Source organism: Streptomyces sp. DSM 110735, assembly GCF_016482685.1.
Taxonomy (GTDB): Bacteria; Actinomycetota; Actinomycetes; order Streptomycetales; family Streptomycetaceae; genus Streptomyces.
On sequence record NZ_JACYHF010000004.1, the window covers coordinates 290,495 to 303,418 of the forward strand.

The window sequence follows — 12,924 nt, forward strand, 5'->3', positions numbered from 1 at the left end:
CCCAGGGGGACGCTTGTACGGGGGTGTGCCGTTCCCCGGGAGACCGGGCGGGAACTCCGGCACGTTGTCCTGAGGGGGGTAGCACCTGCCGGAGCTGCACCGACGAGCGAGGGGATCAGCCAGGATGCGCAAGCGAGGCCACCGGGTACGGGCCGTCGTCGCGGTGCTGACGGCGGCCGTGCTGGCGGCGGGATGTGACTCCATCCGGGGTGATCACGCGGGTACGGGCGTGTCCCGGGCGCCCGCGAGACCCGCGCCGGTGTGGGACCGCAGCCCGGACTCGATCGCCGCCGTCGGGGACTCCATCACCCGGGGTTTCGACGCGTGCGCGGTGTTCTCCGACTGCCCCGAGGTGTCCTGGGCGACGGGCAGCGACGCCTCGGTGGACAGCCTCGCGGTGCGCCTGCTCGGACCCGCGAAGGCGGCTTCGCGGAGCTGGAACTACGCGGTGACCGGCGCCCGGATGGCCGACCTGCCCGGGCAGATGGCCCGGGCGGCCGCGCGCGGGCCCGAGCTGGTGACCGTGATGGCGGGGGCGAACGACGCCTGCCGTGCCTCGGTGTCGGCGATGACCCCGGTGAAGGAGTTCCGCGCGGACTTCGCCAAGTCCCTGCGCACCCTGCGGACGACGCTGCCGAGGACGCAGGTGTACGTCGCGAGCGTGCCCAATCTCCAGCGGCTGTGGTCGAAGGGGCGCACCGACCCGCTCGGCAAGCAGGTGTGGAAGCTCGGAATCTGCCCCTCGATGCTGGGCGCCGCCGACGATCTGACGGCGGCGGCGACGCGGCGACGCGAGAAGGTCCAGCAGCGGGTGGAGGACTACAACACGGTGCTGAAGGACGTGTGCGCGACCGACCCGCGCTGCCGGTTCGACGGCAACGCGGTCTTCGACTACCGCTTCGGCACCGGACAGCTCAGCCGCTGGGACTGGTTCCACCCGAGCCGCAGCGGTCAGGCCAGGCTCGCGGAGATCGCGTACCGCACGGTCACGGCGGAGCGACCTTGACCTAAGGTTTCCCACATGGGCGAACTTTTCGGCACACTTTCCGACGGAGCCCCGGTGCACCGCTGGACGCTGGAGCGCGGCGGGACGCGGGTGCGCGTGCTGTCGTACGGCGGGATCGTGCAGTCCGTCGAGGTCCCGGACCGGGAGGGGCGCCCGGCGGACGTGGTCCTCGGATTCCCCTCGCCGGCGGACTATCTGACGCACCGGGGTCCGTATCTGGGCGCCCTGGTGGGGCGGTACGCCAACCGGATCGCGGGTGGCCGCTTCCCGCTGGACGGCCGGACGTACGCGCTGGCGCGCAACAACGGTCCGAACTCGCTGCACGGCGGCGACGAGGGTTTCGACCGGCGGGTGTGGGACGTGGAGCCGGTCGAGCACGGCGTGCGCCTGAGCCGGGTCAGCCCGCACGGCGAGGAGGGCTTCCCGGGGCGCCTCGAGGTGACGGCCACCTACACGCTGGACGCGTCGGGCGCGCTGCGGATCGCCTACGAGGCGGTGACCGACGCGCCGACCGTCGTGAACCTCACCAATCACTCGTACTGGAACCTGGGCGGTCCGGGCGCGGGTCACGCGGGCGGACACGAGCTGCGGCTCGCCGCCTCCCGGTACACCCCGGTGGACGCGGACCTGATCCCCGAGGGCGCCCCGCTGGACGTGACGGGCACCCGCTTCGACTTCCGTGCCGCCCGCAAGACGGGCTCCGGCTACGACCACAACTTCGTCCTGGACAAGGGCGTCACGGCCGCCGCCGAGGAGGTGGCCGAGCTGCACGACCCCGCCTCGGGTCGCACGCTCACGGTGTCCACCACCGAACCCGGTCTCCAGCTCTACACCGCCGACCACCTGGGCGCCCCCTTCGCCCCCGGCGAGGGCGTCGCCCTGGAGACCCAGCACTTCCCCGACTCCCCCAACCGCCCGGACTTCCCCAGCACCCGGCTGGACCCGGGCGAGGTGTACCGCTCGGAGACGGTGTACGGCTTCTCGGCGCGTTAGACCGTGCCGGTGGTCCGCCATCCGGCGCGGTACCAGGGGGATCGTCGGCGCCCGACGGGGTACCCGGGATGGCGGACAACGTCGTACGCGTCTGTGAGAGGGGCCGGAGATGGACAACACTGTGCGCGAGGTCATGACGGGGACCCCCACGACGGCCGACAGCGGTGATTCGGTGACCTCGGTGGCCCGGACGATGCGGGACGGCGGGATCGACGTCGTGCTCGTCGTCTCGGACGGGAACCCGGTCGGGCTGGTCAGCGACCACGACCTGCTCAGCGGGGTGCTCGCGGACGGCGCCGACGCCGAGCGGCTGACGATGGGCGAGGCGGTCAAGGACGACCTCGTGGTCGTGGACGTCGAGGACGGTCTGGAGGTCGTCACCCAGCGGATGCGCGAGCACTCGGTGCGCCAGGCCGTCGTCATGGAGAACGGGGTGCCGGTGGGCGTGGTGGACGCGGGCGACCCCGCCGTCCAGGGGCGTCCGGGGCGGATCGACGCGCCGACGCCCGAGCACGCCCGCAAGTCCGACGAGGAGATCCTCTGAGGAAGCGATCCGCTGAGGGACGCACGCCGCCGTGCTGCGACGAGCCCCGGTCCAGCCGTCAGGTTCCGGACCGGGGCTGGCTCGTCGAGGGAACGTGTTCCCGCCTCCGACGGTAACGGGCGGGGGCGGTCCGGGGGTCGCCCGGAGGGGGTGCGGGGACGGTTCCGTACGAACCTTTCACACACCCGCACGACTTCACCGTGGACCCGCTCAGGCGGTGACCGGGCGGTCCGCCTCGGGCTGCTCGGGTTCGGGGCGGTCCTCGGCGGTCTCCTCGCCGAGGAGGTCACGGGCGAGCAGGGTGGCGCCCGCGACCGCGCCGGGCATCAGGAAGACGGCGACGACCGGGACCAGGAAGGCGAGTCCGAGCGGGACGCCGAAGCCCCACACCAGGCTCTTGCGGGAACGCAGCAGGGCGAGCCGGGCACGCAGGTCGAGCCCCCGGCGCTGGAGGGCGACGGCGGCGAGTTCCTCGGTGAGGAAGAACCCGGTCACGAAGAAACCGACCACCGGGACCACGGTCTGTCCGACCACGGGCAGGAAGCCGAGCGCGAAGAGCAGCACGCCCCACACGCACGCCCGCGCCAGGACCCGCAGGCTGTCGCGGGCCGAGATCCACAGCTCGCGCCACAGCGGCAGCCCGGAGCGGGGCGCGGTGCCGTCGGGCGAGACATCCTCGTCGCACCGCTCGGAGAGGCTCTCGTAGAAGGGCTGGCCGACGAGCAGGGTGACCGCGGTGAAGGTGAGGACCGCGAGGAGCAGGGCGAGGGCGAAGAGGACGACGGCGAGGACGTCCCGGAACAGCTCCTGCCAGGGGCTGGACCAGTCGTCGGCGAACGGGGTCGCCCAGGTGACGCCGTCGTACCCCCACAGGGCGAGCGCGACGAGCGCGGCCGTGTAGAGGACGAGAGTGATCAGACCGGGCAGCAGCCCGAAGCCGTACCGTCCGCCGTTCCGGGTCACCCAGCGCTGGCCGCGCAGCAGATGACGGAACCCCACCCCGAGATCGCGCATGGCGAGGACTTTACCCAACCTCGACGGCGGGGCCACGCCCGGTTCAGGCCGAGAGCATCCGGCGCAGCAGGTCCCGCAGGGAGCCCCGCTCCTCGTCCGAGAGCCCGGCGAGCGGTTCGCGGGCGAAGCGCAGACCCTCGCGCAGGTCGCGGGCGACGCTGAGCCCCTCCTCGGTGGCGGCGGCGAGCTTGACCCGGCGGTCGCCGCTGTCCGGGCGGCGCTCGACCAGACCGCGCGACTCCAGGCGGTCCACGATCCCGGTGACGTTCGACGGCTCGCACTTGAGCCGCTGGGCGAGGCGGCGCATCGGCAGCGGCTCCAGCGCGAGCAGGCTGAGCAGGCGGGCCTGCGGGCCGGTGAGGGCGTGGGCGGCCGCCGCTTCGTCGTAGTCCGCGTGGAAGCGGGCCACGACGTCACCGATCAGTTCGACGACCTCCAGGGTGAGGGGGTCGGCGGCACGGCGCCGCTCCTGGGCGGATGACGCGGACGAGGGGGACATGCGCCCCAGGATACCGCGTTACTTGACATCATGAAATATTCAGGCGCATGGTTATTTCAGGTACTGAAGCATTCTGGAAGAAGGTCAGCCCCTGATGTCCGACTCCCCCGCCCTGCCCGCCGTGAGCCGCGAGTGGCATCTGCTCAGCCGTCCGGTCGGCTGGCCCAAGCCCGAGGACTTCGCGCTCGTCGAGGTCCCCATGCCCGTGCCCGGCGAGGGCCAGGTCCTGGTACGCAACGAGTACCTCTCGGTGGACCCCTATATGCGGGGCCGGATGAGTGCCGCCAAGTCCTACGCCGAGCCCTTCGCCCTCGGTGAGCCCATGCAGGGCGGCGCCGTCGGCGTGGTCGTCGCCTCCAACGCCGAGGGCGTCGAGGTCGGGGACCATCTGCTGCACTTCCTCGGCTGGCGCGAGTACGCGGTCGTGGACGCGGGGAGCGCCGCCAAGGTCGACCCGGACGCCGTACCGCTCTCCGCCTACCTCGGCGTCCTCGGCATGACCGGTCTGACCGCGTACGCCGGTCTGCTGCGCGTCGCCGACTTCGACGAGGGCGACATCGTCTTCGTCTCGGGCGCCGCCGGTGCCGTGGGCAGCGAGGTCGGGCAGATCGCCAAGCTGAAGGGCGCCTCGCGGGTCATCGGCTCGGCCGGGTCCGACGAGAAGGTGCGGCTCCTGGTGGACGAGTACGGCTTCGACGCCGCGTTCAACTACAAGGACGGTCCGGTGGGCGAGCAGCTCCGCGCCGCCGCGCCCGACGGCATCGACGTGTACTTCGACAACGTCGGCGGCGACCACCTCCAGGCGGCGCTCGGCTCGCTGCGGCTGCACGGGCGGATCGCCATCTGCGGCATGATCTCGGTCTACAACAACACCGAGCCCGCCCCCGGTCCGAACAACCTCGCCCGGCTGATCCAGACCCGGGGCCGCATGGAGGGCTTCCTGGTGGGCGACCACTACGACCTCCAGCCCGAGTTCGTCCGCGAGGTCGGTCCCTGGGTCGCCTCGGGCGAGCTGAAGTACAGCGAGACGGTCGTGGACGGCATCGACAACGCGGTCTCCGCGTTCCTCGGTCTGCTGCGCGGCGACAACATCGGCAAGATGGTCGTCAAGCTCTGAGCCCTCACGCACCGGAGGCCGCACCCCGCGTTCACGGGTGCGGCCTCCGCCCTGCGGTCCTCGCGGCTCTCAGCGTCCCAGCGCCGCCCGGTGCACCGCCGCCACCAGGCGGTCGTTCTCCGGGGCGGCGCCGCCGGGGTAGGCGAAGCGGCGGCGGGTGTAGCCGTAGGCGAGACCACTGCGCGGGTCCGCGAACGCCTGGGAGCCGGCGGCTCCGCTGTGGCCGACGGTGCCCGCGCCGAGGAAGGGGTAGTGGGTGTCGGCGGTGATCTGGAAGCCGAGTCCGAACGTCTTGTGGACGCGCCCGACCAGGTCGTAGCCCACCGAGTGCGGCTGCCCGAACTCCGCGACCGTGTCGGACTTCAGCAGCGGCGCCTTTTCGTCCACCTCGCTGATCATCGCCGCGTACATCCCGGCGAGACCGCGCGCCGAGGCGACACCGCCGATGGAGGCGGGTCCCCGGGCGCGCAGGGTGCGGTCGTTGGGCACCGATTCGACGTCGGTGGGCTCGGCGGCGTGCTGGTTGTAGGCGATGGCTTCCAGGGTGTGCGGTCCCGAGGGCTGGGCGTCGTACTCCGCCTGCTGCACCGGGGTGAGCACCATCGGCTGGGTGCTGCGGAAGCGGGGTTCGCGGGAGGCGGGCAGACCGAGGTAGAAGTCGAGCCCGTAGGGGACGCGGACCCGCTCCTCGTACAGCTCCTGGAGGGTGCGCCCCGTCGCGCGCCGGGCGACCTCGCCGGTGAGGGCGCCGATCACCACCGCGTGGTAGCCGAAGGCGGTGCCGGGGCGCCAGAACGGGCGCTGGTCGGCCAGGCGTTCCGCCAGCGCCCGGTCGTCGGCCAGCTCCGCCGGGCTGAACCCGGTGTCCGTGCCGATCAGTCCGGCGCGGTGGGCCAGCAGCTCGCGCAGGGTGAGCGCGCCCTTGCCCTCGACGCCGAACTCCGGCCAGTAGTACGTGACCTTGCGGTCCAGCTCCAGCGTGCCGTCCTGCACCAGCAGCGCCACGACGAGATGGGCGGCGCCCTTGGTGGACGAGTAGACGCCGTACAGCGTGTTGCCGTCGACGCCGTCGCCCGCCCACAGGTCGACGACCTGCCTGCCGTGCACATACGCGCACAACTGACCTTCGTAGTCCGCGCGTTCACCGGAGACGAAGGCGGCGAACTCCTCGCGTACCGCCTCGAAGCCCTCGGCGACCGTGCCCTGGACGGTGATCTCCTGACTCATCCGTTCTCCTCCACTGAGCCGCTGCCGACGCCCTCTCCCCGTGCGGGGCGCTCCACTGGTTCGTGTACGGCGAGATGTACCTCTTCGACTCAACCGCCCCGGACCCCGGTTGGTGTCTCCGATACCCCGGATGGCCGATGGCACGGGGGTGGTACGGGGTGGCGAAGGCGTGCGGAAGCGGGGGGCGCGTGCCGTGGCCGGTCCGTGCGCCTCGGGGTGCGCGGCGGGTGGCGCTGGGGCAGCGTATGGGCGACGGCGGTCCTCGGCTCCGCCGGTCCGGCGCACCGACGGAAGCAGAACCGACGGAAGCAGAACCGAAGGAAGCAGACATGTCCTCAGCATCCGCCGCCGGTGGGACGGCGGCACGCGGGCCCTCCGCGTGGGCGCCGCTGTCCGCCCGCGTCTTCCGCTCGCTGTGGCTGGCGCAGCTCGGCTCCAACGTGGGCACCTGGATGCAGACCGTCGGCGCCCAGTGGATGCTGGTCCACCAGCCGAACGCGGCGGTGCTGACCTCGGCGGTGCAGGCGGCGTCGCTGCTGCCGGTGCTCTTCCTGTCGCTCCCGGCGGGCGTGCTCTCCGACGTGCTGGACAAGCGGGCGCTGCTGATCACGCTCTCGGCGGTGATGGCGGGGCTCAGCGGGGTGCTCACCGCGCTCACGGCCGCCGGGCTGACGACCCCGACCGTGCTGATCACCCTGACCTTCGCGATGGGGTGCGGCAGCGCGCTCATGGGTCCGGGGTGGCAGGCGATCCAGCCCGAGCTGGTGCCGCGCGAACAGATCCCGGCCGCCGCCGCGCTGGGCAGCCTCAACGTCAACATCGCGCGGGCCGTCGGTCCGGCGGCGGCGGGCGTGATCGTCGCGCTGACCGGACCCGCCGTGGTGTTCGGCATCAACTCCGTCTCGTTCCTCGGCGTGGTGGCGGCGCTGACGCTGTGGCGGCGGACGCGGACCGTCGCCGGGACGCCGGAGCGGCTGCGCCCGGCTCTGGAGTCCGGTCTGCGGTACGTGCGGCACGCGCCCGGGGTGCGCCGGGTGATGCTGCGCTCGGCGCTCTTCGTCCTGCCCGCCTCCGCGCTGTGGGGGCTGCTGCCCGTGGTCTCCTCGTCCCGGCTCGGGCTGAGCGCGGGCGGGTACGGGCTGCTGCTGGCCGCGCTGGGGGTGGGCGCGATCGTCGGCGCCGTGACGATCAAACGGGTGCGCACCGCCGTCGGGACCAACGTCCTGCTGGCGCTGAGCACCGGTGCCTTCGCGGTCGGCACCGCGGCGGCGGCCGTGCTGCGCGCGCCCTGGGCGGTGGCCGTGCTGCTGGTGCTGACCGGGGTGGGCTGGCTGTACGCCCTGTCCACGCTCAACACCACGCTCCAGCTCGCGCTGCCGTCCTGGGTGCGAGCCCGCGCCCTCGCCGTCTATCTGATGGTGTTCATGGGCGGCCAGGGCATCGGCGCGCTGCTGTGGGGGGTGATCGCGAACGAGGTCGGCGTCCCGCTGACGCTGCTCGTCGCCGCCGCCCTGCTGCTGCTCGGCTGCGCGTCGCTGCTGTGGTGGCCGATCCATCAGGTCACCGGCACGCTGGACCGCACCGTCGTCGCCCCCTGGCCGGAGCCCGCGCTCGCCCTGACCCCGGCCGAGGCGGAGGAGGGACCGGTCCTCGTGGAGGTGTCGTACCGCGTCCCCGCCGACCGCGTGCCCGCCTTCCGTACGGCGATGTCCGCCCTCTCCGTCTCCCGCCGCCGCACCGGCGCCTCCCGCTGGGGGCTGTTCCGCTCCCTGGAGGACCCGGGCACCTGGATCGAGGTCTTCGAGGTCCCCTCCTGGGGCGAGCATCTGCGCCAGCACCAGGGGCGGATCACCGGGTACGACGCGGAACTGGTCGAGCGGGCGCGGGAGTCGGCGGAGGGCACGCCGGTGGTACGGCATCTGCTGCCGCCGGGGGTGCGGGAGGGGGAGCGCCTGTCCGGCGGGTCGGAGTGCAGGTGACCCAGGGCCTGTCCGGCGGATCTTCGTGGAGCAGCCCGCGGCGTCTGGTGCGTGCTCTCGGCGTGCGCCCGGATCTCCCTCGTACTGGACGTACTCGGGTGATTCGGGCGTGCGGCGAGAGTGCGTGCCAGGCGTCGCGGGCCCACGAAGATCCGCCGGACAGCCCCTAGGGCGAGGGTTTGCGTGCCGTGCCGTCGTCACGGCGGGGGCGGGCGCGGAGGCGGTCCAGCAGGCGGTGGGTGACGGCCTGACCGGCGAGGATGCCGAGCAGTCCGGTCAGGGCGATCCAGGGCGGGGCGGGCGAGCGGACCCCCATGACCCAGTACAGGAAGCCCGCGAGGACACCCACGGCGAGGGACTGGGCGAGCGTGCGCAGCCAGACCCGGTTCACGCGAGCCACCCGGGCAGCCCGTAGCCGATCAGCATGCCCGCGAGACCCACCAGGCAGAGGAACGGGGGTGCGGGCGAGGTGACCCGGAGGAGGGCGTACAGGGCGCCGATGACCAGACCGGCTCCGAAGGACGCGGCGTAGTCCACGCTGACTCCCCTTCCGGCGCACGGGCGTGACCGATTTGCCCCAACTTAACAGCCGGGTGCGCCGGAAAGAGGGGACCGGCTCGGCGGCGTCAGGTGCACCACCACAGGAAGCGGTCGCAGGACTTGGACGGCTGCGGGGTCGTCGGGGTGGGGTCGGGTGCCGGGTCGCCGTGGGTCTGGGTGGCCGTCGGGCGCGCCGGGGTGGTGTCGGCGGGTGCCGGAGCCTCGGCGGCCGGGGCGGTGGGGGCGGCGTGCGTGACCTCGGCCGGGGCTTCGGCGGACTGGGACGTCTTGTGCTTGGGCTTCTTGGACGCGGACGTGGAGGGCGAGGCGTCCGGGGAGGCGGAGGCGGACGCGCGACCGGACCCGGCGCCCGCGGCGCCCTGCGGGGTCGCGGCCGTCGGGTCCGGCTTGGCCGAGCCCGCGCCGCCGTCCGGGGTGGCGTCACCGGAGGCGGCGGGGCGGTCTATGGAGAACGGCGCGTCGGTGCCCAGCTCGGCGAGGCTCAGCGCGCCCGCCGCCAGCACGAACCCCGTGACGATCAGGAGGGTGCGGCGACGGCGACGACGGTGCGCGGCGGCCTTGCGGTCACGGCGGCTGAGGTCGGAGTCGGGATCGTCGTCGTCGAAGTCGTCGTCGAAGTCCGTGTCGGGGTCTTCGTCGGGGACGCGGTCGGCGCCGGACTCGGGGTGGGTGCCGTCCGGGGCGGGGGCGTACGGCTCGGAGTTCGCGGGGGTCGCGCCGTCGAGTCCGGTCCCGCCCTGCGGGGCGTACGGCTCCTGGGCGGCGTGGGCTGCGTGGGCGGGATGGGCTGCGGGCTCGGCGCGGCGGTCTGCCTGACGGGGGACCCTCGCCCGGGCGGCGGGCTCGGCGTGGGGCTCCGGATGGAGGGGCGCGGGCGGAGCGGCGTAGCCCTGGGCGGTCTGCGGTGCCGGGGCGGGTTCACCGGCGTAACCCTGGGGCGCCGCACCGGCGTAGCCCTGAGGCACACCGGCGTACCCCTGAGGTGCCGTCCCGTACGGGTCGGGCGCCGCCCCCACCGGAGCCGGGGCGACGGTCACGTCCACGGGCGCGACGGCGGAGGGCGCGGGGGCGCCGCAGCCGGGGCAGGCCAGGGCGCCGTTGAGGTGCCGTCGGCACGGGTGGCAGTAGTCCATGTCGCGGGAAGACTAGATTCCAGCGGGGTCACGTTCCTAGGCGCGGCTGTGAAGGTTTCGTGCGGGACCGGCAGAGTTCCCGCGCGCCATGTTCGATCCGGGAGAATTCGGGGGAGGCGCCGCGGCGGCGGAGTGAAGTGGCTCACGTGACGCCCGAGTTGAACGCCACCTCCGTCGTTTCCGTATGCATGAGTGGCCCCTGCCCCCACGGGTCGCCCTTCGACGGAGGTTTCCTTGCCTGACAACGTCACCTCGTTGTTCCGCGGCACCGCCGCGCACAGCCCCTCGATGGCGGCGCTCAGGCGGGGCAACGACGGGGCGGGCCCGGTGGACTTCTGCATCCCGTGCAACCCGTACTTCCCGACGCCCGAGATGTTCGAGGACATGGCGGCCCGGCTGCGGGACATCATCACGTACTACCCGAGCAGCGCGGACACGATCACCGCCGAGCTGTGCCAGTTGCTCCAACTCCCCCCGCAGTGCGTGGCGATGGGCAACGGCTCGACCGAGCTGATCACCTGGATCGACCATCTGCTGGTCCGCGAGTCGCTGGCGGTGCCGGTGCCGACGTTCGGCCGCTGGACCGACCAGCCGATGGAGACCGGCAAGCGGGTCGACATGTTCCCGCTCCAGGAGGCCAACGGCTTCGCGCTCGACCTGGCCCGCTACGGCGAGTTCATCCGCAAGCGGGGCACCAAGGTCGCGGTGATCTGCAACCCGAACAACCCCGACGGCGGCTTTCTGTCCAGACAGTCGGTGGTGCAGTTCATGGACGCGATGGCGGACCTGGACCTGGTGGTGATCGACGAGTCGTTCCTGGAGTTCGCGGACGCGGAGGCCGAGCCCAGCGTCGTCCAGGAGGCCATGCTCCGCCCGAACGTCATCGTGCTGCGCAGCCTCGGCAAGAACTTCGGTCTGCACGGCATCCGCTTCGGCTATCTGGTCGCCAATCCCGCGCTCGCGGGCAAGGTCCGCTCGATGCTGCCCAAGTGGAACCTCAACTCCTTCGCGGAACATGTGGTGTTCATGCTGAAGGAGCACGGCACCGAGTACGCGCGGAGCCTGCTCCAGGTGCGCCGGGACCGGCTGGAGATGGCGAGCCAACTGGCCGGGCTGCCCGGTCTGACCGTCTACCCCTCGCAGGGCAACTTCCTCTTCGTACGCCTTCCGCTGGGCGCCGAGGGCACCGTGGTCCGCGACCGGCTGCTCACCGAGCATCGGGTGCTGGTCCGCGAGTGCGGCAACAAGATCGGCTCGTCCAGCCGTTTCGTACGGCTCGTGGTGCGCCCCGAGCCCGACGTGCGCCGACTGGTGACCGGTCTGGAGCACGTGCTCTACGAGACCAGGAAGAAGACTGCCGTCCCCGAGCTGAGCGCCGGAAACGCCTACAGCTCGGGCACCGCGGCCGTGGACCGGCTGATCAACGAGACCAACGGGGCCGGGATGCGACTGCCCGCGCAGGCGATCGCCGCGGCTCCTTCCCCGGGGCTCCCCACAGCCCCGGCCGCCGGCACCGGTATGCCGCTCCCCGCCGCCGCAGCGCCGGCCGGCGGCGGGATGCCGGTGCCGGCGGCGGCTCAGGCGGGACCGATGGCGCCGCCCCCGCAGCCCGCCGCCTCCGTTCCCCGGCAGCAGCAGCAACTGCCCCCGGCACCGCAGCCGCCGCTCCCGCCCGCGCCCCAGCAGATCCCGGCGGCGGCACAGATCCCGGCGCAGCCGCTGGCGCCGCAGCCCGTCGTGCCCCAACAGGTCCCGGTGCAGCCGCAGATGCCGCCCGCGCCGCAGCCGATGGCACCGGCGGCGATGACTCCCGCCGCTCCCATGGCACCGGCGGCTCCCATGGCACCGGCAGCCGCGATGGCTCCGGCGGCGATGGCTCCAGCCGCGATGGCTCCGGCGGCGATGGGCCCCACCCCGCCCGGCGTCCCCGCCCGGGGCGGGCTCACCGCCGCCCAGGTGCGCGGCATGACCGCCCCCGGCACCCCGGCTCCGGCGCCGCCCGCCGGGCTGACCCCGGCTCCGGCGACCGGCTGGCCGAGCGCGCAGAGCTGGCCGAACGCGGCGGGGATGGGCCAGCCGGTCTGACGGTCCGACGAGACGTGACCCGGGGAACGCTCAGGCGCTCAGCTCCCGGGGCACTGCTGCCACGCCAGGTGGTAGACGGTGCTGATGTCCCCGTCCGTCGAGTCCATCGTCATGAAGCTCACCTTGCCGGGCGAGGTGGTGCCCGCGTTCACCCGCAGCTCGGTGTTGATGTTGAAGTTGCGCCGGACCCCGCAGGGCGCCCAGACCAGTTGGGCCCAGTCGGTGGTGTCGGTGGCCTGCCAGTCGTCGTTGTACGCGCCGCTGAAGGGGTGGGTGCGGGCGACGGTGCTGGAGGAGCCCTGGAAGTAGTACGACGCCTTCTGGGTGGCGCTCGCGCCGGGCTGGAGCGAGAGGAAGCCGCGGTAGTCGGCGCTGGCGATGGCGTAGGTGAAACCCTGCGGCACGTGCACGACCAGGTTGAGCTGGCAGTTCTTGCGGTAGGCCGTGGGGTCGGAGGTGCCGCCCGCCTGGGCGAGGTAGTCGCTGTAGGTGACGGTGAAGGCGGTGTTGTCCGGGGAGACGGCCACCGCGGCGGTCCCCTGCGGACAGCCGGACCCGTTCACCGTGGCCACGTCGATGACGATCTTGTCCGGGGGCGGGTTGTCGAGGACGGAGGAGGGAGCGTGCGCGGGCAGCGCGGTGGTCAGCAGAGCGGCGACGGCGCCGCTCAGGAGGAGTCCGCCGGTCATGTCTCTCCCAGGGTCGCGAAGGCGTGGAGCCCCGCCCGCCGGTTGAGCTTTGAAGAACCTGTGTGACACCTGTGAAG

At 73.0% G+C, this 12,924-nt stretch carries 13 protein-coding genes; 6 read left to right on the forward strand and 7 right to left on the reverse strand.

All coding sequences use genetic code 11. The features are described 5' to 3' along the window. Nucleotides 1–124 precede the first annotated feature (124 nt). The 3 genes from IF655_RS09470 (at nucleotide 125) to IF655_RS09480 (ending at nucleotide 2,543) form a co-directional block, all read left to right on the forward strand. The gene (locus tag IF655_RS09470) at nucleotides 125–1,006 is read left to right on the forward strand and encodes an SGNH/GDSL hydrolase family protein (protein ID WP_199583662.1); all 882 of its coding nucleotides are present in this window, start codon (nucleotides 125–127) and stop codon (nucleotides 1,004–1,006) included. A gap of 15 nt (nucleotides 1,007–1,021) precedes the next feature. Further along, complete coding sequence (locus tag IF655_RS09475) at nucleotides 1,022–1,999, forward strand: aldose epimerase family protein (protein WP_199583663.1); 978 nt, start codon at nucleotides 1,022–1,024, stop codon at nucleotides 1,997–1,999. 109 nt (nucleotides 2,000–2,108) lie between these two features. After that, a complete protein-coding gene (locus IF655_RS09480; protein ID WP_199583664.1) occupies nucleotides 2,109–2,543 on the forward strand; it encodes a cyclic nucleotide-binding/CBS domain-containing protein in 435 nt (144 codons plus the stop codon). A gap of 210 nt (nucleotides 2,544–2,753) precedes the next feature. On the opposite strand, the gene IF655_RS09485 is transcribed toward IF655_RS09480, so the two are convergent. Further along, the gene (locus tag IF655_RS09485) at nucleotides 2,754–3,557 is read right to left on the reverse strand and encodes an EI24 domain-containing protein (RefSeq protein ID WP_199583665.1); all 804 of its coding nucleotides are present in this window, start codon (nucleotides 3,555–3,557) and stop codon (nucleotides 2,754–2,756) included. Between the two features lie 43 nt (nucleotides 3,558–3,600). Then, nucleotides 3,601–4,056, reverse strand: coding sequence for a MarR family winged helix-turn-helix transcriptional regulator (locus tag IF655_RS09490; protein WP_018545306.1), 456 nt, complete (start codon nucleotides 4,054–4,056; stop codon nucleotides 3,601–3,603). 94 nt (nucleotides 4,057–4,150) lie between these two features. On the opposite strand from IF655_RS09490, the gene IF655_RS09495 reads away from it, so the two are divergent. Beyond that, nucleotides 4,151–5,173 carry an NADP-dependent oxidoreductase gene (locus IF655_RS09495; RefSeq protein ID WP_199583666.1) on the forward strand — a complete coding sequence of 341 codons (1,023 nt, stop codon included), beginning with the start codon at nucleotides 4,151–4,153 and terminating at the stop codon, nucleotides 5,171–5,173. Nucleotides 5,174–5,242: 69 nt separating this feature from the next. On the opposite strand, the gene IF655_RS09500 is transcribed toward IF655_RS09495, so the two are convergent. After that, the gene (locus tag IF655_RS09500; protein ID WP_199583667.1) at nucleotides 5,243–6,400 is read right to left on the reverse strand and encodes a serine hydrolase domain-containing protein; all 1,158 of its coding nucleotides are present in this window, start codon (nucleotides 6,398–6,400) and stop codon (nucleotides 5,243–5,245) included. 329 nt (nucleotides 6,401–6,729) lie between these two features. Here IF655_RS09500 and IF655_RS09505 point away from each other — a divergent pair, with 329 nt between their 5' ends. Then, on the forward strand, nucleotides 6,730–8,379 hold the full coding sequence (locus tag IF655_RS09505; RefSeq protein WP_199583668.1) for an MFS transporter: 1,650 nt from the start codon (nucleotides 6,730–6,732) through the stop codon (nucleotides 8,377–8,379). Between the two features lie 166 nt (nucleotides 8,380–8,545). On the opposite strand, the gene IF655_RS09510 is transcribed toward IF655_RS09505, so the two are convergent. The 3 genes from IF655_RS09510 to IF655_RS09520 form a co-directional block, all read right to left on the reverse strand. Next, nucleotides 8,546–8,770 (reverse strand): DUF1427 family protein, encoded by a 225-nt coding sequence (locus IF655_RS09510; RefSeq protein ID WP_199583669.1) that lies wholly within the window; start codon nucleotides 8,768–8,770, stop codon nucleotides 8,546–8,548. Then, the gene (locus tag IF655_RS09515) at nucleotides 8,767–8,916 is read right to left on the reverse strand and encodes a DUF1427 family protein (RefSeq protein WP_199583670.1); all 150 of its coding nucleotides are present in this window, start codon (nucleotides 8,914–8,916) and stop codon (nucleotides 8,767–8,769) included. The genes IF655_RS09510 and IF655_RS09515 overlap by 4 nt, the downstream gene beginning before the upstream one ends. Nucleotides 8,917–9,005: 89 nt before the next feature. After that, nucleotides 9,006–10,073 carry a hypothetical protein gene (locus tag IF655_RS09520; protein ID WP_199583809.1) on the reverse strand — a complete coding sequence of 356 codons (1,068 nt, stop codon included), beginning with the start codon at nucleotides 10,071–10,073 and terminating at the stop codon, nucleotides 9,006–9,008. Nucleotides 10,074–10,307: 234 nt separating this feature from the next. On the opposite strand from IF655_RS09520, the gene IF655_RS09525 reads away from it, so the two are divergent. Next, nucleotides 10,308–12,158, forward strand: coding sequence for a histidinol-phosphate transaminase (locus IF655_RS09525; RefSeq protein ID WP_199583671.1), 1,851 nt, complete (start codon nucleotides 10,308–10,310; stop codon nucleotides 12,156–12,158). Between the two features lie 38 nt (nucleotides 12,159–12,196). Here the strand turns inward: IF655_RS09525 and IF655_RS09530 are convergent, their stop codons facing one another. Beyond that, nucleotides 12,197–12,847: a DUF4360 domain-containing protein gene (locus IF655_RS09530; protein ID WP_199583672.1), complete on the reverse strand. Its 651-nt coding sequence runs from the start codon at nucleotides 12,845–12,847 to the stop codon at nucleotides 12,197–12,199. Nucleotides 12,848–12,924 lie beyond the last annotated feature (77 nt).

Excerpts from the sequence above, each read along its gene's own strand:
- IF655_RS09500 (WP_199583667.1), bottom strand. The coding sequence starts at position 6,400 with ATGAGTCAGGAGATCACCGTCCAGGGCACGGTCGCCGAGGGCTTCGAG.
- IF655_RS09520 (WP_199583809.1), bottom strand. The coding sequence starts at position 10,073 with ATGGACTACTGCCACCCGTGCCGACGGCACCTCAACGGCGCCCTGGCC.
- IF655_RS09530 (WP_199583672.1), bottom strand. The coding sequence starts at position 12,847 with ATGACCGGCGGACTCCTCCTGAGCGGCGCCGTCGCCGCTCTGCTGACC.
- IF655_RS09470 (WP_199583662.1), top strand. The coding sequence starts at position 125 with ATGCGCAAGCGAGGCCACCGGGTACGGGCCGTCGTCGCGGTGCTGACG.
- IF655_RS09480 (WP_199583664.1), top strand. The coding sequence starts at position 2,109 with ATGGACAACACTGTGCGCGAGGTCATGACGGGGACCCCCACGACGGCC.
- IF655_RS09490 (WP_018545306.1), bottom strand. The coding sequence starts at position 4,056 with ATGTCCCCCTCGTCCGCGTCATCCGCCCAGGAGCGGCGCCGTGCCGCC.
- IF655_RS09485 (WP_199583665.1), bottom strand. The coding sequence starts at position 3,557 with ATGCGCGATCTCGGGGTGGGGTTCCGTCATCTGCTGCGCGGCCAGCGC.
- IF655_RS09505 (WP_199583668.1), top strand. The coding sequence starts at position 6,730 with ATGTCCTCAGCATCCGCCGCCGGTGGGACGGCGGCACGCGGGCCCTCC.
- IF655_RS09475 (WP_199583663.1), top strand. The coding sequence starts at position 1,022 with ATGGGCGAACTTTTCGGCACACTTTCCGACGGAGCCCCGGTGCACCGC.
- IF655_RS09495 (WP_199583666.1), top strand. The coding sequence starts at position 4,151 with ATGTCCGACTCCCCCGCCCTGCCCGCCGTGAGCCGCGAGTGGCATCTG.